The organism is Stenotrophomonas sp. STEN046, assembly GCF_056759755.1.
The window spans coordinates 25,673-52,636 of sequence record NZ_JBRRDR010000032.1; the positions used below are offsets into that span (position 1 = coordinate 25,673).

A 26,964-nucleotide genomic window follows, 5' to 3' on the forward strand; every position below is an offset into this window, starting at 1 on the left:
TCATGGCCGACGTCGCGCCCGTCGTCCTGGTCACCGGTGCATCGCGCGGCATCGGTCGTGCGATCGCCCTGCAGCAGGCTGCACAGCACGCGCAACTGGTACTGGTGGCCCGCGATGGACAGGCCCTGGCCGAACTGGATGCACAGGTCCAGGCACTCGGCGCGCCGCCGGCATTGTGTGCGGCGCTGGACCTCACCGACGCCGAGGCCATCGCCGGCCTGTTCAAACAGGTCTTTGCACGCTTCGGCCGGCTGGACGGACTGGTCAACAACGCTGGCGTGCTGCATGAAGGCCTGCTGGGCATGATCCGTGGCGAGGACATCGACCAGGTGCTGGCTGTCAACGTCAAGGCACCACTGATGGCGATGCAGTACGCATCACGGCTGATGGCCCGCAGCGGCGCAGGCAGCATCGTCAATCTGGTGTCGATCATGGGAATCAATGGTGCCGCCGGGCTCAGCCTCTACGCAGCCAGCAAGGCGGCACTGCTCGGTGCCACGCGCTCGGCCTCCAAGGAGCTGGCCCCCCGCGGCATCCGGGTCAACGCCGTCTCGCCGGGCTTCATCGACACCGACATGACCCGCAACATGCCTGAGGCAGCGCATGCCAAGCGCGTTGCATCGATTGCGATGGGCCGCGCCGGCACCCCCGAGGAAGTCGCCGCGCTGGTGGCCTTCCTGCTCAGTGATGCCTCCACCTATGTCACCGGACAGGTGATTGGCATCGACGGACAAATGGTGGTCTGAATGTCGTTCTGGAACCTGGAGCAGCACGGCGCGCGCATTGCGCTGATCGACGGCGAGCAGTCGCTGGACTACACCGCGTTGGCCAAGCTGGCCGACCAGCACGCCACACAGCTTCCGGACGGGCGCGGCATGGGCTTGCTGTGCATGCCCAGCCATGTCGATGCTGTTGCCCTGTACCTTGGCGCGCTGCGCAGCGGACGCCAGGTTCCGCTGCTGCTGCAGCCGGATACCGACCCGCAGCTGCTGGCCGCGCTGGTGGCGCACTACCAGCCGGACTGGGTGGCCAGCCCGGGCAAGGCCGCCGAAGGCTACCGGACCGTGCAGGAGGGCACAGCGGTGTCCCTGCACGTGCGCGAGGCGGACGCAGCAACCGACGCGCCACATCCTGACCTGGCACTGCTGCTCAGCACCTCCGGCAGTACCGGTTCGTCCAAGCTGGTGCGCCTGTCGTCCACCGGCCTGGACGCCAATGCCAGCGCCATCGTGGAGTACCTGGGCCTGCATGCCGAAGATCGCGCGATCACCACGTTGCCGCTGGCCTACTCGTTCGGCATGTCCATTCTCAACAGCCACCTGGCCGTGGGGGCATCGGTTGTGCTGAGCGAGGACAGCCTGATGACCCGCGAGTTCTGGGACAGCGCACGCCGTCACGGCATCACCTCGCTGTCCGGTGTCCCGGCCACCTTCGAGATCCTGCGGCGAATGGGCCTTGCCCGGCTGCAGCTGCCCAGCCTGCGCATGCTGACCCAGGCCGGTGGCCGCCTGCGCGATGAACTGGTGGCTTATTTCGCTGAATCCAGCCAGGCCCATCGCCTGGAGTTCTTCGTCATGTATGGCCAGACCGAGGCATCGCCACGGATCAGCTACGTTCCTTCCGCACGCATCATCGACAAGGTCGGCAGCATCGGTATTCCGGTCCCCGGTGGACGCATGCAGGTCGATGCCGCGACCGGTGAGCTGATCTATTCCGGCGCCAACGTGATGATGGGTTATGCCAGCACCCGCGCCGACCTGGCCAAGGGTGACGAGCTGCAGGGTGTATTGCGCACCGGCGACCTCGCCCGCGTCGACGAAGACGGTTTTCACTACATCACCGGACGCGCCAAGCGCTTCCTGAAAATTTCCGGCAACCGGGTCAATCTCGACGAAGTCGAGGCCATGCTGTCGTCTGCACTGAGCCAGCAGATCGTCTGCTCAGGCGACGATGACGACCTGGTGGCCTTCAGCCACGGCACCGAGATCGCCGAACAGGCGCAGGTGCGCCAGCTTGTGCAGGAACGCTACAAGCTGTTCGGTGGCCACGTCCGTACCCTCCATCTGGATGCGCTGCCCCTGATGGCCAGCGGCAAGGTGGATTACCAGAGTCTCCGGCAGATGGCCGGACAAGGAGTTGCAAGGTGACCCTGCCCGCTGCGCCGGCTGCCGATGCGGCAGCCGCCCTGGATGTCGATGTCTTCGGCCTGGACCGCGCACAGAAGCGCGCCTGGCTGCTGGACGGGCTCAATCGCCTGACCGGCCACCACCGCGCGCAGTGCGCCCCTTATGCGCGCATTCTCGACGGCCTGTGGCCGGCCGACGACGCGGCCAGCCTTGAGCAGGTACCGTGGCTGCCGGTGCGCATGTTCAAGCTGATGGACCTCAAGAGCATCGAGGATGACAAGGTTTCGCGCACGCTGGTATCCAGTGGCACCACCGGTGCCGCGGTATCGCGCATTTTCCTCGACGCCGACACCGCACGTGCCCAGGCCCGTGCCCTGACCCGCATCTTCTCCCACTTCGCAGGCGCCAAGCGCCTGCGCATGCTGGTGGTCGACGACTCCAGCTTCCTGCGCGACCGCAGCCGCTTCAATGCGCGCGCCGCAGGCATCCTCGGCTTCTCCAATTTCGGCCGTGACCACCTGTACCTGCTGGACGAAGACCTGCAGCCGGACTGGGCCGCACTGGAGCAATGGCTGCAGGCCCAGCCAGACGAGCCGGTATTGCTGTTCGGCTTTACCTTCATCGTCTGGCAGTCGTTCGTGCAGGCCGCACGCCGCGACGGCAAGCAGATCCGCTTTCCGGCCGGCAGCATGCTGGTACATGGCGGCGGCTGGAAGAAGATGGACGAGCAGAAGGTCGACAATGCCGCCTACAAGGCCGCACTGTCGCAGACGTTCGGCATCGAGCGCGTGCACAATTACTACGGAATGGTCGAACAGGTCGGCTCGATCTTCTTCGAATGCGAGCAGGGCCACCTGCATGCACCGGCCTATGCAGACGTGATCGTGCGTGACCTGCAGGACCTGCGCCCGGTACCACATGGCACCACCGGTGCCATCCAGGTGCTGAGCCTCCTGCCCGAAAGCTATCCCGGCCACAGCCTGCTGACCGAAGATCTCGGCGTGATCCACGGCGAGGACGACTGCGCCTGTGGCCGTCCCGGCAAGCACTTCGCGGTGCTTGGCCGTATCAAGAACGTAGAAATCCGCGGCTGCAGCGATACCCGCACGGTACCCAACGCATGACCAGACTGCTCTTCTCAATCCACCCGGACGCCGCGCTGGACGCTGAACTGCAACGCCTGTCAGCACTGCCGCCGCTGCTGCCGTTCAGCGCACCGCTGCGCGAGTTCGTCGCTGATTTCTCCCGACGTGTATTCGCACTGCCGCAGCTGCGCCAGCACCCCGAGCTGGCCACCCTGGGCCACTGGTTCCGCGGCGCTGCGGTCAACCAGCTGTCGCAACGCATCGGAACGCACCCGACCGAACTGGACCTCGCCCGCGGGCTGATCTTCCATCTGGCGCCGGCCAACGTGGACGTACTGTTCGCATACGCCTGGCTGATGTCGGTGCTGTCGGGCAACACCAACGTGGCGCGCCTGTCGCAGAAGCAGAGCACCCAGCGCGATGCGCTGGTTTCGATCCTGCATGACATGCAGCGCGAGGGCCTGCACCCGCAGGTACTGGAACGTGCAGTGCTGCTGACCTACCCGCACGACGATTCGATCACCACCGCGATCTCCCGCCACTGCCACGCCCGTATCATCTGGGGCGGGGACGCCACTGTCGCCAAGATCCGCTCGCTGCCGATCTCCCCACTGGCCGTCGAACTCGCCTTCCCGGACCGCTTCGGTGTAGCGGTGATGCGCGCAGCGGCCCTCACCGAAGGCAGCGATGCCGATCTCCAGGAACTGGCCCGGCGCTTCTGCAACGACGTACTCTGGTTCGGCCAGCAGGCCTGCTCGTCACCGCGCACCCTGTACTGGGTCGGCGATGAGCCCGCAATCACGGCAGCCAAGGCACGCTTCTGGCCGGCGGTGCGCATGCAGGCCGCCGCACTGGAAGACGAGCCGGCCGCGCTGATGGCACGGGTGACCGACGCCAACCTGCTGGCTGCAACCGGTCATGGCGTGCACTCCGCCGATGCCATCGGCCTGTACCCGCTGCGTCTGGAAGCGGCGCGCGCCGATGGCGGGATCCGCGAGATCCAGTCCGGCCACGGTCTGGTGGTCGAAATCGACCTGCACGGACTTGATGCGCTGGCAGCACAACTCGATGACCGCGACCAGACGCTGGTACAGCACGGCTTCACGGCTTCGGCGCTGCGCGACTTCCTGTGCGGTCTCGGCAATCGCGCCATCGATCGCGTTGTGCCGTTCGGCCGCGCCCTGGACTTCCACCCGGTCTGGGACGGCACCGACCTGCTGGATGTCCTTACCCGCAAAATCACCCTGCCAGCGACCTGACCCGATGAGCTACGTTTTCATTGCCTTGACCATCCTGCTGACCGTCTATGGCCAGCTCATGCTGAAGTGGCAGGTCAGCCTCAATCCCGGGTCGACCATCGACGGCCTGAACCTGCGTGCGATCATCACCCTGCTGCTCAATCCCTGGGTGATCAGCGCCTTCGCCGCGGCATTCGGCGCTTCGCTGTGCTGGATGGCGGCCATCGGCCGGATGCCGCTGAGCAAGGCCTACCCGTTCACCGCATTGAGTTTCCCGCTGGTGGCAACCCTTGCGGTACTGCTCTTCCGCGAGTCCTTCGACTCGCATAAGATCGCCGGCACCGCCTTGATCATCCTAGGCGTCATTGTCCTGTCTCGCTCCGGAGCCTGAACCATGTCGCAGAAGACCGATGGGTTGCACGCAGTGCTTTCACACCCGGCGGTCTACGACCTGCTGCAGAACCTGCTGGGCGCCCGCCGTTCCCGTGCACGGCTGATCCGCGACCATATCCGCCCCCGCCAGGGTGATCATGTCCTCGATATCGGCTGCGGTACCGGCGAACTTTTCAGCCAGCTGCCCGCGGGCCTGCGCTACGTCGGGTTCGATCTGTCCCAGGACTATATCGATGCCGCACGGAAGCGCTTTGGTGACCGCGCGCGCTTCGAATGCATGGATGTGGCCGACTACAAGGTGGGTCAGGAGCAGCAGAAGGCCGACCTCGTGCTGGCCATCGGCATCCTGCACCACCTTGACGATTCACACGCGCGGGCGCTGATGCGCACCGCACATGCCGCCCTCAAGCCGGGCGGCCGTTTCATCTCGCTCGACGGTGCCTACGTCGATGGCCAGTCGGCCATCGCCCACGGCCTGATCGCCCGCGATCGTGGCCAGAGCATCCGCACGCCGTCCGCCTACCATGCCCTCGCCGAGGCAGAGTTCGGGGTGGTCAAAGGCCAGGTCAGAAGCGATATGCTTTTCGTCCCCTATACACACTACATCATGGAATGCGTGCGCCAGGCCGACGCCAGCCACGATCAGGAGCAGCAGTGATTCCTTTCAACAAGCCGTTCATGACTGGCCAGGAACTGGTCAACATCACCCATGCGCATGCCAATGGTCATCTCAGCGGCGATGGTCCCTTCACCAAGCAATGCCATGCGTGGCTCAATGCGCGCACCGGCGCCAGCGCCTCGCTGCTGACCCACTCGTGCACCGCCGCCCTGGAAATGGCAGCCCTGCTGCTGGACCTTGAAGACGGCGACGAAGTGATCATGCCGTCCTACACGTTTGTCTCGACCTCCAATGCATTCGTGCTGCGTGGGGCAGTGCCGGTGTTCGTGGACATCCGCGCGGACACGCTGAACATCGATGAGGCGCTGATCGAAGCGGCCATCACCCCGCGGACCAAGGCCATCTGCGTGGTGCATTACGCCGGTGTATCGTGCGAAATGGACGAGATCCTGGCCATTGCCGCGCGCCATGGCCTGGCGGTGGTCGAGGATGCCGCTCAGGGCATCATGTCCACCTACAAGGGCCGGCCGCTGGGCACCCTCGGCGATCTCGGCGCCCTGAGCTTCCACGAAACCAAGAACATCATTTCCGGCGAAGGCGGCGCGTTGCTGTGTCGCGACCACACCCACGCCGAGCGTGCCGAGATCATTCGCGAAAAGGGCACGAACCGCAGCCGCTTCTTCCGCGGCTAGGTCGACAAGTACACCTGGGTGGATGTGGGTTCCTCGTTCCTCCCCGGCGAGATCACTGCCGCCTTCCTGGCCGCGCAGATGGATGCGGCCGAGGACATCACCGCCCGCCGCCTGGCGATCTGGGAGCGTTACCACGCCTGGGCAGCACCGCATGAGGCTGCAGGCCGCCTGGTACGGCCGACCATACCGGCCCACTGCAGCCACAATGCGCACATGTATTACATGCTGTTGCCCTCGCTGGAGGCACGGACGCAGTTCATCCAGGAACTGAAGGCACGCGGTGTGCAGTCCGTATTCCACTACATCCCGCTGCATTCCTCCCCGGCGGGAATCTCCCATGGGCGTACAGGCTCGGCCATGCACGTCACCGACGATATCAGCATCCGGTTGGTGCGCATGCCCCTGTGGATCGGTGTTGAGCCGCAGCTGGATGCAGTGATGGAGGCGGCCGACGCGGCACTGAGGCAGTACGCATGAATGAAGTATCGAAGACACGTGCCGCGCGCCACGAAACGGCGCTGTCGTTTCCAGTGACAGCGCCGATGGCCCCGGTCCTGCGTGCCTTCGGCATTCTGCTGGTGATCGCGGCGTCGGCAAATGCCCTGCTGTACAGCGACGCCGTTGCTACGCCGCTTGTGCAGTCGGACGCGTGGTATTTCCTCGAGAAGTTCCTGCCGCGCTATCTCGATGGTTCGCTGACCTTCTTCGACCTGTTCATGCAGCGCGGTGCAGGTGATCACGCGCAGCCCCTGCAGAAGCTGGTGCTGCTGTTTCACACCAAGTACTTCGATCTGGACTTCCGCATCGAGGGTTTGATCGGCATTGCCATCGGCATCGCCTGGTGCTGGGCCATTTCCCGCGAGATGACGCGCCAGCCCCAGGCTGATTCCCTGCGCAACGCGTTCTCGTGGCTGTGCATCGGGCTGGTATTCGCGCTTGGCCTGTCGCTCAACAGTTCCAACATCTTCACCTGGCCGCTGGCGACACTCGGGTACATCCCGCTGCTGCTGGGCACGCTGTACTTCTCGCTGGTGATGAGCGAGCTGGAGAAAGCCAGGCCCGTGCTGGTGCTGCTTGCGACCCTCCTGCTGGGTCTGTGCACCGACGAGATCGCACTGGTGCTGGTGACCGCCGCAGCGCTTGCCTGCGTACCGATGCTGAACTGCTCGCGAGGCAACAAGCTCAGGATTCTGGCTGCCGGCGTGGGCGGCCTCATCCTGGCGCGCGTGTTTCTGTGGTGGGTCGCGCAGCACGCAGGCACTGGCTCGGCCGTACTGCTCCCCAGCCGTGGCCTGGTCGAATCGCTGTTTACTGCTGACGCCTTCAGCGGGCTGTTGATCCCCTTCTCCGACAGCCTGGTGCACCTGCAGCTGCTTGCCTCGCGCTTCCCCGACAGCACCGGCAAGGCGGCTTTGGTTTGTGCCGCCGTAGTGCTCGCTCTGCAGGTGTTCTTCTGGGTGACCGTATTCGGTGCCTGGCGTGCACGCGCCTATGACCGTACGTTGGCCATGGCCACGTTCCTGATGCTGGTGGCGTATGCCCTGACCGCGGGCATCATCTTGAGCAGGGTGCCTGCGTTCGACTGGAACTATCTGCACCAGCCGCGGTATGTCATGTCCTACCAGATCAACCTGGTAGCCATCGCGGTGATGTTCCACCATCGCCTCACGCGCCCGACGTCGCCCGCCTCGACGAGGACTGGCGTGATCGAGCGTGGCGCCATCATGCTGTTGATCGCCGGCCTGCTCGGCGTGCAATGGCAAGCGTCGGTCTACAACTGGAAACTGCCGCACTACCTGATTCCCTATTGGCAGAACACGGCACTGGCCATGCAACGGCTGGCAACCGACCCGCGCAACCCGCCGGCGGCCTGCCCGGACATCATGACCGTATGCGGCTATCCCGAGGAACAACGGGTGAAACTGATCTCGCTGCTGGTGGACAAGCAGCTGAACATCTTTTCCAACCGGTTCCAGATCCGTAATCGCCTCTACCCGTCACTGGCCACGGTGCCCGGTTTCTGGCCAGGCACCACGCAGGAACAGCGTTTCGACCAGCGCATCATGCAGGCATCAGCGCAGGCTACGCTGGTGGCCACTCCAGTGACTGGCAGTTGCAGCGGGCGCGGTGCTGCACAGCCGGTGCACATCCAGTTTGATACCCGGAACCTGGCGCCTTTCGGCGCGCAGTTGTGGGTGGATTCGGTGGGTGCACAGCGAACGTTGCTGGCCAGCACGACGTCACAGGAAACGACACTTACGGTCGAACACGCGTTGCCGAACCACTCCTTGCTGTCGCTGGTCCGCTCCGACAGCCAAGGCGTCCTTACCCAGCAGCAGATCGAGCTGCCGGCCTGTCCTGCAGAGGCACCGGTGCACTGACCCCGCTGGGATCAGCCCGGAGAACCAACAAAAATGCCGGCGCGGGATTCCGCGCCGGCATTTTTTTTGCGGCCCTGCCAGTACTGCGCAGCTTTCTCTAGTGCGCCTCAACCACATGTGCCGGCGGCTTGCGCTTCAGGCGTGACAGCGGGCGGTCGATCAAGACGACGATCAGCCACGACAATGCAACAGTGGCTGCAAATGCAGGCAGGAAGAACGTGGTGAACGGACGGGTGAAGCCGCAGGCGCAGACAAACCAGGCCGCCACCGTGGTGTGGATCAGGTAGACCGGATAGCTGAGGTCGCCCAGCATCTTGTCCAGCTTGCCCCCGCGCTGCTGGTGCAGCGATACCACCATCCACGCCGACAGCAGCAGCGATGCGTACAGGCCCCAGTCCCACGGCCAGCTGGGCACGAAGAACCAGACTGCACCGTGCAGCAACCACGCCGCGCAACTGATGAAGGGCATACGGATGCGCGCCAGCGATTCACGGTACTGGCAGACCAGCGCGCCAACCGCGAAGGGCAGAAGGCATGGCAGGAACGTGGCGTAACGCTCGCCGAAACTGTCCTGATGAATGCCCAGCTTGAGGTTGATCAACGCGCCAATGACCACGCCGAGTGCCGCCGCACCTCGCGAGGTCGCCATCATCGGCATCAAGAGATAGAAACCCACTTCGATGGCCAGCGCGTTGGCGACCGGCACCGGAAGGCCACCGCGGGTGATGCCGGGGAACAGGGTGACCACATAAGCCCAGTCCTGCAGACCGCGCGGCATGTGGAACTCGCCGTTGATGGGACGAAGATCGATACCCACGCTGCCGTAGTACCAGAGCGTAAGCAGGCCCATGATCGCGGCCAGCCAGTAGAGCGGGAAAATGCGCATGAAGCGGTTGAACGCGTACGCCTTCAGGCCTGCACCGTCAAAGCCGTACTTGGTCGTCAGCACCAGCGTCATGAGAAAGCCGCTGAGCACGAAGAACGCCCACACCGCATAGGCCGCATAGCCGTGCGGCATGTTTGACCACAGATGCGAGGCTGCCACCAGCGACGCAAGCACGAAACGGCTCGCGCCGAATCCAAAGACAGGCATTTTCAAGATACGGCTCCGGTGGGCAGGAAAAGGTTGTGCAGGTCCGCCCCGATCAAGGGGACGGACAGGCCGTAGCCACGGCACGGATGGTGGCCAGAATCCGACCGTTGCCGTCGCTCAGAGTCAACTCGGAACCGTCATTGATCCATGGCCCCGTGACCTCGTTGCCTGCGGCACCACCTTCGACCCAGACCTTCGGCGCCTGGGTCAGACTGCCCACAGTGGTTTTAACGAAAGACACACCTGCGACCTCGGACGCCCATACAACCTGTACTTCGGCGGACGATCCGGCCGCACCCCGGCAATCAAGCTTGATTACCTTCGGTTGAACCGCCATGCCATGCACACTTGCATGGACCAGGCTCATTCCGGCAACAGATGCGTCGGTCACCGCAGCCTGCAGGCCGGGCACTTCGGGTGCGGTTCCGGCCGCGCCAGCGCGTCGCCGTCCGGCTTCATCACAACAGCCGACCAGTGTCAGCACCAGTGCGCAGACCCACAGCGCACGCGATTGAGTCCGCATGGAATGCTCCTAGAGATCGCCAGCAACCGAGGCGAAGACGACGCATTTTCACGCATGCGACCGGCAGCGTAAAGCCCGTGTTCACTTGCCTGCGTGGCCCACGAAACCATGGACCAGGGCCCGCCGGTGCCGCTCACCGGCGGGGTTGTGGATGCTCAGCGAGGTGCAATGGCCTTGGACAGGATGCGCCGCAGGGCATCATCCGAATAGTGCCGGTCGATGAATCTGCGGCCATCGTCCGATACCTGCTGCCAACGCACGTCGTCCTGCAGCAGCAGCACGATATGCGCTGCCATGCCGGCGGCATCATCGGCCGCTGGCATGAAGGTGGCTGCCTGGCCCAGGCCCTGCATGCCGACCGAAGTGGTCACACAGGGCAGGCCATGTCGCAGGCTTTCCAGCACCTTGCCCTTGACCCCGCCACCGAATCGCAGCGGTGCCACTGAAACTCGAGCCCTGCGGTACCAGCCCTCCAGCACGTCGTCGCTTACATAGCCGGTAACGTCGATGTTGTCGGACGACATGGCCAGTATCTCCGGACGCGGGTTGGACCCGACCAGACTCACACGCACTGCCGGCAACTGCGCCTGCACCAGTGGCAGGACCTGGTCAACGAACCATCGCGCTGCATCCACGTTCGGCGCATGCGCGAAACCGGCCACGAACAGGATATCCCGTCGCTCCTTCGCTTCCGGCACATCGGCGTCGGCAACCGGCTCAAAGGCATAGAGCGGAATGGTTTCCGCACGAACGGCCGCATCCGGTGCCTTGCTCGCCAGCCAGTCGCGGACGTGGGTGGTTTCGTCACTCGACGGGTACAGCACCACGTCGGTTTCCTGCCAGAGCGCGTGTTCGAAATCACGGAAACGCTCGGCCTCGCGCGCGAGTGCGGGATCGGGCTGCAGCTGCAACTGCTGCTGCATTCGCAGGTGATGGATGTCGTGTCCGTAATAGACCAGGGTCGCCTTGCTGTGCCGACGCACGCTGGCGACCAGTTCTGCCGATACGTGCGGCCGGTTGAGGATCACCGCGTCCAGGTAGCGCCCGTTGCTGGCCATCCACGCGTCGAAACCGTCCACCCCGACACAATCCGCGCCGTGCATCACTTCGATGCCAGCACGCTGCAGGGGGGGCGCGTAGACCGCATCGAGGTAGGCGTTTGCCGGCCAGAACGTCACCTGGCAGCCCTCCTGCAGCAGCGTGTGCATTACCTGGCAGGTCGCACGCGAGCCAGCGTCTCGGTCCGGTTGCGGGATGTAGTGATCGACCACCAGCACGTGGCGCTTGCTGCGCGAGCGATCGCGTGCAAGGAAGACATTCTCGCCATTGGCAAACTGGCCCTGTTCAAGCGTGGCCTTCCAACGGGCGAGGAACTTCTCGCGATTGATCGCCTGCCACGCCTTTACGCCGCTGCCTTCATCGGTGCCGCTGGAAACACCTTCATAGTGCACAACCACCGATGCAGGCTGCATGTAGACCTTCAGCCCACGTGCGCGCACGCGGAAGGCAATGTCGGTGTCTTCGTAGTACGCCGGTGCGAAGTGCTCGTCAAAGCCACCCAGCTCCTGGAAGAGCGCCATCGGCAGCATGATCGATGCGCCGGACACATAGTCGACTTCCTTCAGGTAGTTGTAGGCCGGACATGTCGGATCCTGCAGCCGGCCGTGGTTCCATGCGCTGCCATCAGACCAGACGATGCCGCCAGCCTCCTGCAGCCGCCCGTCCGGATACACCAGCTTGGAACCCACCAGGCCAGCATCGGGATGGCTTTCGAAGACATCGACCAAGGCATCCAGCCAACCCGGCCGCACTTCGGTGTCGTTGTTGAGCAGATAGACATAGCGGCCCCTGGCCAGGCTCAGCGCCTGGTTGCAGGAGCGCAGGAAACCCAGGTTCTTTGCATGGACGTGGTAGCGAAGGCCGGGAATCGTTGACAACGCATCGATCCTGGGATCGCCGGAAGCGTCCTCCAGCACCAGCACCTCGAAGGAAACCTTCGCGCCGACACGGGCAATGGACGCCACGCATGCGAGGCTCTGCTCGTAGTTGCCGTAGGTAGGAACCACGATACTGACAACCGGATTCTCGACCTCTGCAAAGCGCACATCCTTCTGGATCGCCTGCGGGTCGCGCATGACATCGTCCAGCAGCAGTCCTTCAAGTGGCGTCGGCGCAGAGGCCTCCTGCCGCAGCAGCATCCTCTTGGCCATCGGAACCATCGGCTTGAGCAGCGGATGGCGCGCCAGTCCGGATGCGCGCAGCGAATGCAGCACCGTGCGCCATTCACCCCGCAGCACGCGACCGGCCAGCCGCAACGGCTTGGTGATGCGCCAGGAACGGGAATTGATCAGCGACGCGGTGAGTTGCTGCAGCCCATGGAGTTCGGCCCTGTAGGACTTCAGCAGTGCAGACACTTCGTCTGCGTCTGCGCCGCCTTCCAGGTCCTGTACGGTGTCTGCATGGCCCACACCGGAACGCTCCATCAGGTGCTGGATCTGCTGATGGTGCTGCTGCAGTGCCTGACGCGCCGCATCCGTCAGGCCGGTCACTGCATTGAGCCTTTGTTGAAGACCTGCGCGCGCGTCCCAGATCTCAGCCATCGCAGCTTCCAGCCGCTCGGCCCTGGCTTTTTCGCCCGACAGTTCGTCATGAAGCGAGTCGACCAGCGCGCGCTGGCTCTGCTCCTGTCCGCGCAGCGTCTCAAGGCGCCCATGCAGTTCTGCCACGACCGACTGCTCGCGCACCACGTGGCCACGCAGTTCGCCGATCTCTGCATCCTGGGCCTGCGCCCAGCGCGCCACCTCATGGTGATGCGCGTACAGATCCTCTGCTTCGGCATACAGAATGGATGCAGGCAGTTGCGGCAACAGCGAAGGGGCGGCCGCAGCGACAACGACGAAATAGACCGCGTCGGGGATGACCGCCGCGCGTTCCATTACCCCTTCTCCGGTATCGGTCAAGGCCTGGTAGACCTTCTGGTCCGGGCCACCATCCAGCGACGTGATCGTCGAGCAGACCGACATCCGGTGCCCGCACAGGCGAGACGCCGGGAAATGGCGCGCTACCAGTGCCTGGAACTCCTCCAGGTACAGTTCCTTGACGTGGTACTCGTTGTGGTAGCCGGCGCGATCGGAGTACACCTCCTTGTTCGGCGAAGACATGACCATCACACCATCCGGCCGCAGCACGCGGCGGATTTCGGACATCATCTCTTCCTGCTCGTACAGGTGTTCGATCGTCTCGAAAGACACCACCACATCCACGCTGTCATCGGGCAACGGGATCGCGGCCGCCGAGCCCTGCAGATAACGCAGGTTGGACACATCAGCGTAGCGCTCCGCCGCATGCGCGACCGCCTCGGGCGAGATGTCCACGCCGCGCACGGATCGCGCACTGCCGGCCAGCATCGCGCTGCCATAGCCTTCGCCGCTGGCAACGTCGAGCACGTCCTTGCCCGCGACCAGCGGCAGGCACCAGGCATACCGGTGCAGATGCTCCTGGCGTATCACACCGTGTTCGGTGGGGACGAAACGTTCGCCGGTAAACTCGATCATCAGGGTTCCTTGTTGACATCGATGGCCAGCATGGGCAAGCCCACCAGGCCAAACCGCATGGTCTCGTCGATCGCGCGGAATTCCAGCGCGTCATGGATCCAGTGCTGCTGTGTGTGGTCGTGCTGGTCGCCGGAGGCCACCGCTGCATCGATCATGTAGGAGCCGGAAGGCATCACCGGCATGCGGAACAGGAACGAGGCTGCAATGCACTCGCCTGGCATGCCACCCACGGGTGCGTCCTTGCAGGCGAAGTAACTGTTGTCACCGAACAGGCGCTGGCCCAGACGATCCTTGACATAGAAGCCGACGATAAGGCTGTCCAGCGCCTGCACCAGCTCGACGCGGATGCGCAGACGCACCAGCTCGCCGCCTTCGGCCATGCCCAGCGGCGCGCCATGTTCGTCGGTGAGCGCCACATCAATGATGCGTGCGCCTTGGGCACCAAACTCCTGCCCGACATTGTCAGGGTCGAACTGGAACAGCGCGATACGGTTGCTTGCGCCGGCCTCCAGCAACGCCTGATGGCGGAAGTCCGGGGCATCGGTGGCCAGGCGTCGCTGCTTTCGTTCAACCACGACCTCGTCGGCACCAGACTCGCGGCGTCCAACCACGTGCTGTTCGGTCATGTACGCTTCAATCACTTCCTGCGAAGTACCGGACAACCGCATCTGACCGTGCTGCAGCCACACGGCACTTTCGCAGAGATTGGTCACAGCCGCGGCATCGTGACTGACGAACAGCAACGTGCCGCTCTTCTGGAACTCGCGCAGGAAGCGCATGCACTTCTGCGAGAAGAAAGCATCGCCCACCGCCAGTGCTTCGTCGATGATCAGGATGTCGGCGTCGACATGGGCGATCACGGCGAACGCCAGGCGCACCGACATGCCGCTGGAATAGCTGCGTACCGGCTGGTCGATGAACTCGCCGATGTCGGCGAAGGCCAGGATGCTGTCCATGCGCGCTTCGATCTGCGGCCGGGTCAGGCCCAGGATCGTGGCATTGAGATATACATTCTCGCGCCCGGTGAACTCCGGATTGAAGCCACTACCCAACTCCAGCAGAGCCGCAACACGCCCCTTGACCGAAATGCTTCCTTCGGTTGGGTTGAGGGTGCCGGCAATCATCTGCAGCAGGGTGGACTTGCCCGAGCCATTGCGGCCGACGATGCCTACCGTCTGCCCGCGACGAATCGAGAAACTGACCCCGCGCAGTGCCCAGAAGTCCTTGTAGAACGTCTTGCGCCTGCCAGCCAGCGCCTGCAGGAGGCGATGCGATGGCCGCTCATACATATGGTAGGACTTGCCGACGCCGCACACGTCGATGACGACTTCCTGTTCGACGCGTTCAGAGCACATCGGCAAACCCCACGCGCAACTTGTTGAACATGCGATGGCCCAGCAGAGCCACCACGCATGCGATGGCGGTGTAGATGCCCAGCCCGGTCCAATTGGGCAATCGACCCCAAATCACCACTTCGCGCACCTGGTCGATGATGAAGGTCAGCGGATTGAGTTCAAAGACGATTCGATAACTCTCCGGTACCGATTCGACCGGCACGATCGCAGAGGACAGGAACAGCATCGCAGCAGCGATCACGCCGGCGATCTGGCCGATGTCGCGCAGGTACACACCCAGCGAAGACACCATCCAGCCTACGCCGACAGTAAGGATCACCAGGGGCAACACCACCAGCGGCAGCAGTGCGGCAGTGACCGGGATGCTGCCCTTGATCGCCAGCTGCAGCAGCAGCAGCACAACCATGTTCATCAGCAGGTGGAACAACGCCGAGAAGGTCATGCTCCAGACCAGGATGTCCAGAGGAAAGACCACCCGCTTTACATACCCGGTGTTGGATACGATCAACTGCGGCGCACGGGTGAAGCACTCGGCGAAGAAGCCATGCACGGTCAATCCGGCGAACAGGATCAGGGCGAAATCGGTGGTCGATCCTGTTGACCCGGGCCAACGTCCCTTCATGACGAAGCCGAAGGCCAACGTGTAGACCAGCAGCATCAGGAACGGGCTGATCAGAGACCACAGCAGGCCGAAACTGGCACCTCGATAGCGGCCCAGCACTTCGCGCTGGCTCAACTCGAAGGTCAGCGAGCGATGCTTGCCGAAGACCGAGAGGATGCCCATCAGGCTGCCTGCGCTCCCAGCGCCCGTTCCAGATCCACCTGCAGATCCCCCAGATCCTCAACACCCACGCTCAGCCGCACCAGCGCATCGCTGATACCCAGCTGTTCGCGGCGTGCCACCGGGATCGAGGCATGGGTCATCACCGCAGGATGGTTCACCAGGCTTTCCACGCCGCCCAGCGACTCGGCCAGGGTGAACAGTTCGGTCTTCTCGCAGAAACGCTTGGCCGCTTCGAAGCCGCCCTTCAGCACGATCGAGACGATGCCGCCGTAGCCGGCCATCTGCTTGCCCGCCAGTTCATGCTGCGGGTGCGAGGCCAGGCCCGGGTAGATCACCTTCTCCACCGCCGGGTGCTTGTCCAGCCACTGCGCCAGCGCCAGCGCGTTGGCGCAGTGCGCCTTCATGCGCAGCGGCAGGGTCTTCAGGCCACGCAGGGCCAGGAAGCTGTCGAATGGCCCCTGCACGCCACCCACCGAGTTCTGCAGGAAGGCCATCTGTTCGGCCAGTTCGGCGTCGTCGCCGACCACGACCATGCCACCGACCATGTCCGAATGGCCGTTCAGGTACTTGGTGGCCGAATGCAGCACCAGGTCCGCGCCCAGCTCCAGCGGACGCTGCAGCATCGGCGAGGCGAAGGTGTTGTCGACCACCACGATCAGGCCATGGCGCTTGGCGATGGCAGCGACCGCGGCGATATCGACGATCTTCAGCATCGGGTTGGTCGGGGTCTCGATCCAGACCATCCGGGTCTTCGGCGTGATCGCCGCTTCAAACGCTGCCAGATCGGTCAGGTCAACGAAGCTGAAGTCCAGCGCAGCGGTGCGGCGACGTACGCGCTCGAACAGCCGGAAGCTGCCACCGTAGATGTCATCCATCGCCACCACGTGGCTGCCGGCGTCCAACAGCTCGATCACGGTCGAACTGGCCGCCATGCCCGAGGCGAAGGCAAAGCCGCGGGTGCCACCTTCCAGCGACGCCACGCAACGCTCGTAGGCGAAGCGGGTGGGATTGTGGGTACGCGAGTACTCGAAGCCCTGGTGCTCGCCAGGGCTGGACTGCGCATAGGTCGAGGTGGCGTAGATCGGCGGCATCACCGCGCCGGTGCTCGGGTCGGGCGACTGGCCGCCATGGATGGCGAGGGTGGCCAGCGCCAGCGCGCGGTCCTGGGAAGAAGCGTTGGACATGTGGTTTCCTGAATGACACCGATGACCGGTGTCGTCGAAGGAGCGGGAGTCTATCAGCGCGGCCTTAACGGGCTTTGACGCGGATAAACCGGAACTCAGCGGCGATCTGCGGCGATAAACGCCTTACTGAACGCGCCGACGCAGGTAGTTCAGCAGATCGATGCGGGTGATCAGGCCCAGGAAGGCGTCACCGTCCATCACGATCGCCACCTGCCCGCGGTCGAACACCGGCAGCAGCGCCTCGATCGGCGACTTCACGTCCAGCCGGTCCAGCTTGCTGACCATCGCAGTGGCCACCGGGTCGCGGAAGCGGGCTTCATCGCCATAGACATGCAGCAGCACGTCGCTTTCATCGACGATGCCGACCAGCTGGTCACCGTCCATCACCGGCAGCTGCGACACGTCGTACAGCTTCATGCGCTGGTAGGCGGTGGTCAGCAGGTCGTTGGGGCCGATCACCACGGTGTCGCGCTGGCCGTACGGACGCAGGATCAGGTCGCGCAGGTCGCCGTGCTGCGGACGCTGCAGGAAGCCGTTGTCCAGCATCCAGTAGTCGTTGTACATCTTGGACAGGTACTTGTTGCCGGTGTCGGGCACCAGCACCAGCACCTTCTTCGGCGTGGTCTGCTCCTTGCAGTACTTCAGCGCCGCCGCCAGCAGGGTGCCGGTGGACGAACCGCCGAGGATGCCTTCCTTGCCCAGCAGCTCGCGCGCGGTGTGGAAGCTCTCCGCGTCGCTGATGGCGTAGGCCTTGGTGACGCGGCTGAAGTCGGAGATCGACGGCAGGAAGTCCTCGCCGATGCCTTCCACCAGCCAGCTGCCCGACTTGTCGTTGAGCACGCCATCGTTGATGTATTCGGCCAGGATCGAGCCGACCGGGTCGGCCAGCACCAGCGCAGTCTTCGGCGACAGCTTGGCGAAGGCACGCGACAGGCCGGTCATGGTGCCGGAGCTGCCGCAGCCGAACACGATGGCATCCAGATCGCCGTCCATCTGCTCCAGGATTTCCGGGCCGGTGCCGAATTCATGCGCGGCCGGGTTGTCCGGGTTGCCGAACTGGTTGATGAAGTAGGCGCCCGGGGTCTGCTCGGCGATGGTCTTGGCCAGGTCCTGGTAGTACTCGGGATGGCCCTTGGCCACGTCCGAACGGGTCAGGCGCACTTCGGCCCCCATCGCCTTCAGGTTGAAGATCTTCTCGCGACTCATCTTGTCGGGAACGACGAGGATCAGTTTGTAGCCCTTCTGCTGCGCTACCAGCGCCAGGCCCAGGCCGGTGTTGCCGGCGGTGCCCTCGACCAGGGTCGCGCCCGGCTTCAGATCGCCGCGCTTTTCCGCCGCCTCGATCATCGACAGGCCGATGCGATCCTTGATCGATCCGCCCGGGTTGGCGCTTTCGAGCTTCAGGTAGAGCTCGCAGACACCGGTGTCCAGGCGCTGGGCCTTGACGATCGGGGTCTGGCCGATGAGTTCGAGGACGGAAGAGTGGATGGGCATTCGGGGACTTTCGGTTCGCGCCACGCAGGGCCGGACAGATGATTATCCGACGGATGGCGACGAAAGTCAGGCCGGTTCGATGGTGGGCCATGGGACCGGGAAAAAAGGATGCGGGCGGCCCCGGATCGACGAGGAGACCGGTACCGCCCGCATCGGGGGACATGGGTTGCTGTGATGGGCTGCACGCCAAGGCACCACTGCCTGTGGTGCCTTGGCGCGACGCCGGTTTCAGTGGCGCCGCGGTGCCAGGCTATCAGTGCCTGGCGGGGCCATCGGTGGCCGGGTCATGCCGTTCCAGGCAGGACCGCTGTGCGTCAATGCGTGGGGGACGACGTTGCGAGCGGTGTTTCGTACATGCGCAGAAGGCGTTGCTTGGCCAGCAGCTTCTCCCGCTTCATTCGACCCAGGGTGACATCATCGATCGGGAGTACACCCAACTCCGCATCCATGCACTTCTTGTTCAACTTGCGGTGCTGGTCATGGAGTGCCCGGAACTCCGGATCTCGCGCGCGACGGGCGTCGATCTCGCTCTGGGGCTGATCTTCAAACATGATGGACCTCCTTCGACAGATACACGAACGCCCCGGCCGCAAGGCACGGGGCGTTGTTCATGGAGGAGTGCCGGTCAATGCCCACCAGGGTGCCCACAACGACGTGCGGCACTGGCCTGCGCACATCGGTCTGCTGCGGTTCGCGCCCTGCTTGCATCGGCCCGGCCCTCCCATCGTCCGGTCCGCGTTATTGCGTCCCGGACAATTGACCCTACGCCTGCTCCGGACCGGGTTCAAGCCTCTGCGACAGAAAGACCGAACCCCGCCGGGGCGGGGTTCAGGCTGAATACTCAGGACAACGAAAAACAAACAATATCAATCAATTACGGCGCGATGACGACCTCGGCAGAGCGTGCCCGGGTCGAGGCGGCCTTCTTGCCACTGAGCTGGATCCGGCTGCTGGCGACACCGGCCGAGACCAGCGCGTCGCGCAGTGCCTCGGCCCGCTTCTGGCCCACACCGTTGGCACTGTCGTAGGCCTCGATGCGGATACGGCCCTTCTTGCCGATGTTCACATACTCGGCCAGCGCCTTGGCCTGGTTGCGGGCGCCACCGGACAGGCTGGAGCCGCCTGCGGCGAACGCGTCACCGGCAAAGGTGAAGACCTCGCCACGACCATCGAACTTCGAGCCCGGCAGCTTCTGCCCGGACACCAGTTCGGCTTCCTCACGGGCCAGCTTGGCCGCGTTCTGCTGGGCCGAGCTGAGGCGCTGCTGCTGCTTGCCGGCCACGCTGGTCAGGGCGTTCTCGGCGTCCTGGCGGGCCAGGGTCTCCGCTTCGGCGGCCTGGCGCAGGCGTTCGGCCTCTTCGGCCTGCATCTGCGCCTGCATGCGCAGCTGCTCGGCTTCCTGGCGGGCACGGGCGGCGTCGCGGCGGCTGGCTTCGATCAGCAGATCGCTGCGGGTGCGTTCCAGGCGATCGACCTCGCGCGCGGCCAGGGCGGCCCGTACGGCGGTCTCGGCGATTTCGACCCGGCGTTCGGCCAGATACGTCGCCAGTTCCTGGTCACGGCGCTTGGCCTTGTCCAGGGTGGCGATGGCCTGCTGCGCCTGCATGCGCTCGAAGGCACCCAGTTCAGCGGTGTCCGGGTTGGCCTGGATCGAAAGCAGCCGCTGGGTCAGCTGGCCGACCATCGGGTTGTCGGCGGCCGTCGCCAGCGCCGGCAGGGCCAGCAGTGCGGCCAGGGTCATGGCAGAGATCGGCTTCACCGGCGGTCCTCCCCGGTCGAGAGCTGGCGCTGCAGCTGGTTGACCTCGTTGCGGCGCAGCTGCAGCTGTGCGGTAGCGGTGGCTTCCTCGCTGCGGGCGCGGGCCAGGTCGGCATCGACGGCGGCACGCAGGGCCAGCGCCGGCGCGTTCTTGCGCTCGCGGCGGTCGCCAGCGGCACGCTGGGCCTGCTCAAGCCCCTGGCGGGCCAGCCCGATCAGATCCGGGGCGTACTGGTCGGCATCGGCCTGGGTGGCCTTGTCCACCGCCTGCCGGGCCTGCGCCAGTTCCAGCGCGCCATCCTGCGCCCAGGCGGGAGCAGAGAGTGCGAATGCAAACGCCATCACATACAGGCTGTGGCGCATTCGTGCGAAGCTAAGTCGTTTCATTGGGGAGGCCGTACCGGTTGTCGGTTCGCGGCCATTGTCGTCAAGCCGGCACCGTGCTTGCAACGGGCACCGGCAGTTTCGTTGGGGAAAATTCGCAATGGATATCGGCTACTTCCTGAAGCTGATGACCGAAAAGAACGCTTCGGACATGTTCTTGACCACCGGCGCGCCGGTCTACATCAAGATCGAGGGCAAGCTGTATCCGCTCGGCAATACCGGCCTGCCGCCGGGAATGGTGAAGAAAATCGCCTACTCGCTGATGGACGAGGGCCAGGTGCCCCAGTTCGAGCGCGAGCTGGAGCTCAACATGGCCATCGCCCTGGCCGATGCCGGGCGTTTCCGCGTCAACGTGTTCAAGCAGCGCGGTGAAGTGGGCATGGTCATCCGCGCCATCCGCAGCCGGATTCCGAGCATCGAGGAGCTCAACCTGCCGCAGGTGCTGAAGGACGTCATCATGACCCCGCGGGGCCTGGTGCTGGTGGTGGGGTCCACCGGTTCGGGCAAGTCGACCTCGCTGGCGTCGATGATCGACCACCGCAACAGCACCACGACCGGCCACATCCTCACCATCGAGGATCCGATCGAATACCTGCACAAGCACAAGATGTCCATCGTCAACCAGCGCGAGGTCGGGCTGGATACCCACGCCTTCCACAACGCGCTGAAGAACGCGATGCGTGAAGCACCGGATGTGATCCTGATCGGCGAGATCCTGGATGCGGAAACCATGGAGGCGGCGATCGCCTTCGCCGAGACCGGGCACCTGTGCCTGGCCACGCTGCATTCCAACAACGCCGACCAGACCATCGAGCGCATCCTCAACTTCTTCCCGGAAAGCGCGCACAAGAACGTGCTGATGAACCTGGCGCTGAACCTGCGGGCGGTGGTCAGCCAGCGCCTGGTGAAGAACACCGAGGGGCGCCGCCTGCCGGCCACCGAGGTGCTGATCAACACGCCGATGATCCGCGACCTGCTGCGTCGCGGCCAGGTGCACGAGATCAAGGCGGCGATGGAGGCCTCGCTGGAGGAAGGCATGGAGAGCTTCGACCAGTGCCTGTTCCGGCTGGCCAAGAACGGCACCATCGAGCAGGAGGAAGCGCTGCGCGCGGCCGACTCGCGCGATGGTCTGGCGTTGAAGTTCCGCCTGTCCGAAGGCGGCAGTGGCGAGCACGATCCGTACGCGGATTTCTCGGCAGCCGCGCCGAGCATTACCCACGGGTTCTGAGCCGTGACCGCCGGGCCATGCCCGGCGGAATCCTGAAGGGTTAAGGGGCTGTCTCATCCAATGAGACCCCCTGTCCGTAGGTTTCCTCAATGGAAACCATCCGCAAGCTGGCCATCCTTGCCGACGCCGCCAAGTACGATGCCTCCTGCGCCTCCAGCGGTGCGGGCAAGCGCGATTCGCGCGCCTCCGGCGGCATTGGCAGCACCGAAGGCATGGGCATCTGCCACAGCTACACGCCCGATGGCCGCTGCGTATCGCTGCTGAAGATCCTGCTGACCAACTTCTGCGTGTACGACTGCGCCTACTGCGTGAACCGGGTGTCCAGCAACGTGCCGCGTGCGCGCTTCAGCGTGGACGAAGTGGTGACGCTCACGCTGGACTTCTACAAGCGCAACTACATCGAAGGCCTGTTCCTTTCCAGTGGCATCATCCGCAACGCCGACTACACCATGGAGCGGATGGTGGAGGTTGCGCGCCGGCTGCGCGAGGAGCATCGGTTCGCCGGCTACATCCACCTCAAGACCATTCCCGAAGCGTCGCCGGAGCTGCTGGCCAGCGCCGGCCGTCATGCCGATCGCCTCTCGATCAACGTCGAGCTGCCGACCGAGGCGGGCCTGGCCGCGCTCGCCCCGGAAAAGACCAGCACGTCGATCCGCGGCGCGATGGGCGAACTGCGCTGGCGCATCGAGGAAGCCAGGGAGGCGCGCAGGGCCCCGACGGTGATCGCGCCGGTTGCAGCGCGCAGCGCGCGCCCTCGCCCGCCACGCTTCGCCCCCGCCGGCCAGAGCACGCAGATGATCGTCGGTGCCGATGGCGCCAGCGACCAGCAGATCCTGACCAGTGCCGACACCCTGTATGGCAACTACCGCATGCGCCGGGTGTACTACTCCGCCTTCAGTCCAATTCCCGATGCGAGCCGCCAGCTGCCGCTGCAGCCGCCCCCGCTGCAGCGCGAGCACCGCCTGTACCAGGCCGACTGGCTGCTGCGCTTCTATGGCTATGGGGTGGAGGAAATCACCGACACCACCCAGGACGGCATGCTGGATCTGGACATCGATCCCAAGATGGCCTGGGCGATCCGCCACCCCGAACGCTTCCCGGTGGACCTGAACCGCGCGCCCAAGGAACTGCTGCTGCGGGTGCCCGGGCTGGGCGTGCGCAACGTCAAGCGCGTGCTGATGGCCCGGCGCCATGGCCGCCTGCGGGTGGCCGACGTGGCAAGGCTGAAGGCGCCGATGAGCAAGCTGCTGCCGTTCGTACAGCTGGCCGACCACCACCCCCGCAGTGCACTGGATGATCCGGCGGCGCTGCGCGCCAAGCTGGCCCCGCCGCCGCGCCAAGGCACCCTGTTCGATGCCGCGCCTGCTGCCTGAGATGCAACGCTGGTCGCTGCGGGTGGATCCACCGTGGTCGCTGGATGCCTGGCGCAACGCCGCGCGCGAGGCGCTGCTGCGCGGCGTGCCCCCCGGACAACTGGATTGGATGGTCGGCAGCGCAGCGTCGTTGCTGGATGCACCGGCCGTACAGCAGGCGCCGGTTCCCGAGGGCGCCGCCACACCGAACGTGCCGCGCGATTTCGTCGAACTGGCCGCCACCTGCCTGTGCCATCGCGATCCGCAACGCCTTGCCCTGCTGTACCGGGTGCTGTGGCGCATCACCCACGGCGAACGCACGGTGCTGTCCAACCCCGCCGATGCCGATGTCCTGCGTTTGATGGCCCTGGCCCAGGCAGTGCGCCGCGACACGCACAAGATGAAGGCCTTCGTGCGTTTCCGCGAGGTGCCGGGCCAAACCGATGCATTCATCGCCTGGTTCGAGCCTGATCACGACATCGTCGACCGTGTCGCCCCGTTCTTCGCCCGCCGCTTTGCCGGCATGCGCTGGGCGATCCTGACGCCCGCACGCAGCGTGCAGTGGGATGGCAGTGCCCTTTCGTTCGGTGCCGGCGCCACCCGCCAGGATGCGCCTGCCGAAGATGCACGCGAGACGCTGTGGCAGACCTATTACGCCAGCATCTTCAATCCGGCACGACTCAACACGCGGATGATGCAGCAGGAGATGCCTGCCCGCTACTGGAAACATCTTCCGGAAGCACAGCTGTTGCCCGGCTTGGTGCGCGATGCGGCCAGCCGCGTGCAGGAGATGCACGATCGGCCGGCGCAGGCGCCACAGCGGCGTGTTCCCGTACGCACACCCACCGCAGCCGTTGCGGAGGATGGCAGCCTGCACGGGCTGCGCCAGCGCGCGGCCAGCTGCCGGCAGTGCCCATTGTGGGAAGCATCCACCCAGACCGTGTTCGGCGAGGGCCGTGCCGATGCGCGGGTGATGCTGGTGGGCGAGCAGCCCGGCGATGTGGAAGACCTGAGCGGGCGCCCGTTTGCTGGACCGGCCGGCAAACTGCTGGACCGCGCCCTGCAGGCGTTGGGCATCGAACGCAACACCTTGTACCTGACCAATGCGGTGAAGCATTTCCACCACGAGCGACGCGGCAAGCTGCGCCTGCACAAACGGCCGGAGAGCCGGCACATACATGCCTGCCGGCCCTGGCTGATGGGCGAAATCGCGCGGGTACAGCCGAAGGTGATCGTGTGCCTGGGAGCGACGGCGGCAACCGCGTTGTTCGGTAGCGGCTTCAACCTGATGCGCGACCGTGGCCGCTGGCATGTGCTGGATGATGGCACCCGCGGCTATGCCACGGTGCATCCGGCCTGGGTGCTGCGGCAGAAGGACGAGGCCCGGCGCGAGGAGGCCTACCGGTTGTTCCGCGATGATCTGCGGCAATTGCTGGCAGACGATTCCGCACCCGCCGGGCATGGCCCGGCGCTATCACCGGTCGCGCCTCGGTAGCGCCGGGCCATGCCCGGCGAATGAAACGCGCCTCAGCCGGCGTCGACCTGGTTTTCCGGGCGTGCCTGTGCGAACGCATCCAGTGGCTGGCAGGCCGCTTCGATGCGGCGCAGGGTCGGATAGGGCGCCAGATCAAGCCCAAAACGGTGCGCGTTGTACAACTGTGGCAGCAGGCAGATGTCAGCCAGGCCGGGATGATCACCGTGGCAGAACGTGCCGGTGTCAGCGCTGGCGGCCAGCATCGCCTCCATCGCCGCGAAGCCCTCTGCCATCCAGTGCAGCGTCCACTGCGTGCGTGCATCGGCGGGCAGCTGCAGATCCCGCTCCAGGTACTGCATCACCCGCAGGTTGTTGATCGGGTGGATATCGCAGGCCACCAGTTGTGCCAGTGCGCGCACCCGGGCACGGCCAGCGGCATCGGCAGGCAGCAGCGGCACCTGCGGGAAGCGCTCTTCGAGGTATTCAAGAATGGCCAGCGACTGGGTCAACGCGCGGCCATCGTGCAGCAGGGTCGGCACCAGCTGCTGCGGGTTGAGCGCGCGGTAGCTGTCGTGGTGCTGTTCACCGCCCGCGCGCACCAGATGGACCGGTCGCGCCTCCCAGGCCAGGCCCTTCAGGGCCAGGCCGATGCGCACGCGATAGGCGGCGCTGGATCGCCAGTAGGTGTACAGCACGATGCCGTCGTCGACCGGGATCTCCATCGCCGCCTCCACGCTCAGGCCTTGGCCGCCTGTTCGATGCGCTGCTCGATCGCACCGAAGATGCTGTTGCCGGACGCGTCGAGCATCTCGATGCGCACCACATCGCCGAAGGACATGAACGGCGTGCTTGGCTTGCCATCGCGCAGGGTTTCCACCACGCGCTGTTCGGCGAAGCAGGAGGCACCCTTGCCGGTGTCTTCGTTGGCGATGGTGCCCGAGCCAACGATGGTGCCGGCGCTGAGCGGACGGGTCTTGGCTGCGTGGGCGACCAGCTGGGCGAAGTTGAACTGCATGTCCACGCCCGCTTCCGGCGCGCCGAACCAGGCGCCGTTGATGTGGGTCAGCAACGGCAGGTGCACCTTGCTGTCCTGCCAGGCTGCGCCCAGCTCATCGGGGGTGACGAACACCGGCGACAGCGCCGAGCGCGGCTTGGACTGCAGGAAGCCGAAGCCCTTGGCCAGCTCGCCCGGGATCAGGTTGCGCAGCGAGACGTCGTTGACCAGGCCGACCAGCTGGATATGGCCGGCGGCCTGCTCGGGCGTGGCGGCCATTGGCACATCGTCGGTGATGACCACGATCTCGGCTTCCAGGTCGATGCCGTATTCCTCGCTGATCACCTTCACCGCATCGCGCGGGCCGTAGAAGCCGGCGCTGGTGGCCTGGTACATCAGCGGGTCGCTGTAGAAACTTTCCGGCACTTCGGCGCCACGGGCGCGGCGCACGCGCTCGACGTGCGGCAGGTAGGCGCTGCCATCGACGAATTCATAGGCACGCGGCATCGGCGCGGCCAGGGCCTGCGGGTCCAGATCGAACACGCCGTCGGCGTCGCCGGCGTTCACCGATTCGTACAGCGCATTCAGGCGCGGTGCGATGTGGCTCCAGTCTTCCAGGGCCTGCTGCAGCGTGGCGGCGATGCCGGTGGCGCGCACGCCATGGCGCAGGTCACGCGAGACGACGATCAAGGTGCCGTCGCGGCCGCCTTCCTTCAAAGAACCAAGCTTCATGGTGGGTGTCCGGAGTCGTGGGCAAACAAGTTTCAAGTGTAATCAAATATGTGGCGGCGCCAAGCTGCAGCGCCGCATCGGCCCACCCTACCGTAGTGGGGGTTCGGCAGGGCTGCGCCCTGCACCTGCTTCAAGCCAGGGCAACGTCAACAGCAACAGCCGGCTCTGGGTTGTCTGTGAGTTGGGCGGGACGGTGTGGGTGGGCAGGACACGCCGTAAACCCATCCCTGGGGGCTCGATGGCGCCATCCATGGCGCCAACGGTCCTGCCCACCCACACCGCCCCACCCCCGACAGGTTCCCGAGGCGGCTGGTACTGGCTGCTGTTGGTAGGTGTCGACCTTGGTCGACACATCTGTCAGATATCGAATGAATTCAACTGTGCCGACCAACGGTCGGCACCCACCACCAGCAGCGGCGGCATGTCCGACAGATCGCGGGAAACTGTCGAAGGCGGGGTGGGTCCGGTTGAGGGGGGGCTGTCTCTTATACACATCTCCTAGCCCACGAGACACTCGCTAA

At 65.0% G+C, this 26,964-nt stretch carries 22 protein-coding genes and 1 pseudogene; 11 read left to right on the forward strand and 12 right to left on the reverse strand.

Annotated features, from left to right (window positions below; genetic code table 11):
- Positions 1-2: 2 nt before the first annotated feature.
- The 8 genes and pseudogenes from ACVOLJ_RS14745 to ACVOLJ_RS14780 all read left to right on the forward strand — a co-directional run bounded on the left by ACVOLJ_RS14745 (position 3) and on the right by ACVOLJ_RS14780 (position 8,534).
- Positions 3-746, forward strand: coding sequence for an SDR family NAD(P)-dependent oxidoreductase (locus ACVOLJ_RS14745; RefSeq protein ID WP_475279342.1), 744 nt, complete (start codon positions 3-5; stop codon positions 744-746).
- Positions 747-2,147: an AMP-binding protein gene (locus tag ACVOLJ_RS14750; RefSeq protein WP_481564445.1), complete on the forward strand. Its 1,401-nt coding sequence runs from the start codon at positions 747-749 to the stop codon at positions 2,145-2,147.
- A complete protein-coding gene (locus ACVOLJ_RS14755; protein WP_475279344.1) occupies positions 2,144-3,250 on the forward strand; it encodes a LuxE/PaaK family acyltransferase in 1,107 nt (368 codons plus the stop codon). Before ACVOLJ_RS14750 ends, ACVOLJ_RS14755 begins: the two co-directional genes overlap by 4 nt.
- On the forward strand, positions 3,247-4,470 hold the full coding sequence (locus ACVOLJ_RS14760) for an acyl-CoA reductase (RefSeq protein WP_475279345.1): 1,224 nt from the start codon (positions 3,247-3,249) through the stop codon (positions 4,468-4,470). Before ACVOLJ_RS14755 ends, ACVOLJ_RS14760 begins: the two co-directional genes overlap by 4 nt.
- A 25-nt stretch (positions 4,471-4,495) precedes the next feature.
- On the forward strand, positions 4,496-4,840 hold the full coding sequence (locus tag ACVOLJ_RS14765; RefSeq protein ID WP_230111665.1) for an EamA family transporter: 345 nt from the start codon (positions 4,496-4,498) through the stop codon (positions 4,838-4,840).
- Between the two features lie 3 nt (positions 4,841-4,843).
- Positions 4,844-5,500: an SAM-dependent methyltransferase gene (locus tag ACVOLJ_RS14770; protein WP_475279346.1), complete on the forward strand. Its 657-nt coding sequence runs from the start codon at positions 4,844-4,846 to the stop codon at positions 5,498-5,500.
- Positions 5,497-6,630 (forward strand): annotated as a pseudogene (gene rffA, locus ACVOLJ_RS14775) (dTDP-4-amino-4,6-dideoxygalactose transaminase). Before ACVOLJ_RS14770 ends, rffA begins: the two are co-directional and overlap by 4 nt.
- Complete coding sequence (locus ACVOLJ_RS14780) at positions 6,627-8,534, forward strand: hypothetical protein (protein WP_481564446.1); 1,908 nt, start codon at positions 6,627-6,629, stop codon at positions 8,532-8,534. Before rffA ends, ACVOLJ_RS14780 begins: the two are co-directional and overlap by 4 nt.
- A 97-nt stretch (positions 8,535-8,631) precedes the next feature.
- On the opposite strand, the gene ACVOLJ_RS14785 is transcribed toward ACVOLJ_RS14780, so the two are convergent.
- From ACVOLJ_RS14785 to ACVOLJ_RS14830, 10 genes are all read right to left on the reverse strand, one after another.
- The gene (locus ACVOLJ_RS14785) at positions 8,632-9,627 is read right to left on the reverse strand and encodes an acyltransferase family protein (protein ID WP_475279527.1); all 996 of its coding nucleotides are present in this window, start codon (positions 9,625-9,627) and stop codon (positions 8,632-8,634) included.
- Positions 9,628-9,679: 52 nt separating this feature from the next.
- Positions 9,680-10,150, reverse strand: coding sequence for a hypothetical protein (locus ACVOLJ_RS14790; protein WP_475279349.1), 471 nt, complete (start codon positions 10,148-10,150; stop codon positions 9,680-9,682).
- A gap of 155 nt (positions 10,151-10,305) precedes the next feature.
- Positions 10,306-13,704 (reverse strand): glycosyltransferase, encoded by a 3,399-nt coding sequence (locus tag ACVOLJ_RS14795; RefSeq protein WP_481564447.1) that lies wholly within the window; start codon positions 13,702-13,704, stop codon positions 10,306-10,308.
- The gene (locus ACVOLJ_RS14800) at positions 13,704-15,059 is read right to left on the reverse strand and encodes an ABC transporter ATP-binding protein (RefSeq protein ID WP_475279351.1); all 1,356 of its coding nucleotides are present in this window, start codon (positions 15,057-15,059) and stop codon (positions 13,704-13,706) included. Before ACVOLJ_RS14800 ends, ACVOLJ_RS14795 begins: the two co-directional genes overlap by 1 nt.
- Positions 15,049-15,843: an ABC transporter permease gene (locus ACVOLJ_RS14805; RefSeq protein WP_475279352.1), complete on the reverse strand. Its 795-nt coding sequence runs from the start codon at positions 15,841-15,843 to the stop codon at positions 15,049-15,051. Before ACVOLJ_RS14805 ends, ACVOLJ_RS14800 begins: the two co-directional genes overlap by 11 nt.
- Positions 15,843-17,027, reverse strand: a complete 1,185-nt coding sequence (locus tag ACVOLJ_RS14810; RefSeq protein WP_481564448.1) for a cystathionine gamma-synthase — start codon at positions 17,025-17,027, stop codon at positions 15,843-15,845. The genes ACVOLJ_RS14805 and ACVOLJ_RS14810 overlap by 1 nt, the downstream gene beginning before the upstream one ends.
- A gap of 123 nt (positions 17,028-17,150) precedes the next feature.
- Positions 17,151-18,521 carry a pyridoxal-phosphate dependent enzyme gene (locus ACVOLJ_RS14815; RefSeq protein WP_475279354.1) on the reverse strand — a complete coding sequence of 457 codons (1,371 nt, stop codon included), beginning with the start codon at positions 18,519-18,521 and terminating at the stop codon, positions 17,151-17,153.
- Between the two features lie 314 nt (positions 18,522-18,835).
- Positions 18,836-19,072 carry an HP1242/YdcH family protein gene (locus ACVOLJ_RS14820; RefSeq protein WP_025878453.1) on the reverse strand — a complete coding sequence of 79 codons (237 nt, stop codon included), beginning with the start codon at positions 19,070-19,072 and terminating at the stop codon, positions 18,836-18,838.
- Between the two features lie 323 nt (positions 19,073-19,395).
- Entirely contained in the window at positions 19,396-20,280 is an 885-nt protein-coding gene (locus ACVOLJ_RS14825) for an OmpA family protein (RefSeq protein WP_475279355.1), read from the reverse strand.
- Positions 20,277-20,642: a DUF4398 domain-containing protein gene (locus ACVOLJ_RS14830; RefSeq protein ID WP_099820401.1), complete on the reverse strand. Its 366-nt coding sequence runs from the start codon at positions 20,640-20,642 to the stop codon at positions 20,277-20,279. The genes ACVOLJ_RS14825 and ACVOLJ_RS14830 overlap by 4 nt, the downstream gene beginning before the upstream one ends.
- Before the next feature lie 121 nt (positions 20,643-20,763).
- Here ACVOLJ_RS14830 and ACVOLJ_RS14835 point away from each other — a divergent pair, with 121 nt between their 5' ends.
- The 3 genes from ACVOLJ_RS14835 to ACVOLJ_RS14845 all read left to right on the forward strand — a co-directional run bounded on the left by ACVOLJ_RS14835 (position 20,764) and on the right by ACVOLJ_RS14845 (position 24,738).
- Entirely contained in the window at positions 20,764-21,891 is a 1,128-nt protein-coding gene (locus tag ACVOLJ_RS14835; protein ID WP_475279356.1) for a PilT/PilU family type 4a pilus ATPase, read from the forward strand.
- A gap of 89 nt (positions 21,892-21,980) precedes the next feature.
- Positions 21,981-23,264 carry a putative DNA modification/repair radical SAM protein gene (locus ACVOLJ_RS14840; protein ID WP_475279357.1) on the forward strand — a complete coding sequence of 428 codons (1,284 nt, stop codon included), beginning with the start codon at positions 21,981-21,983 and terminating at the stop codon, positions 23,262-23,264.
- A complete protein-coding gene (locus ACVOLJ_RS14845; RefSeq protein WP_481564449.1) occupies positions 23,245-24,738 on the forward strand; it encodes a UdgX family uracil-DNA binding protein in 1,494 nt (497 codons plus the stop codon). Before ACVOLJ_RS14840 ends, ACVOLJ_RS14845 begins: the two co-directional genes overlap by 20 nt.
- Positions 24,739-24,770: 32 nt before the next feature.
- Here ACVOLJ_RS14845 and maiA read toward each other — a convergent pair whose 3' ends face one another.
- Entirely contained in the window at positions 24,771-25,439 is a 669-nt protein-coding gene (gene maiA, locus ACVOLJ_RS14850) for a maleylacetoacetate isomerase (RefSeq protein WP_481564450.1), read from the reverse strand.
- A gap of 14 nt (positions 25,440-25,453) precedes the next feature.
- On the reverse strand, positions 25,454-26,443 hold the full coding sequence (locus ACVOLJ_RS14855) for a fumarylacetoacetate hydrolase family protein (protein WP_481564451.1): 990 nt from the start codon (positions 26,441-26,443) through the stop codon (positions 25,454-25,456).
- Positions 26,444-26,964: the final 521 nt, after the last annotated feature.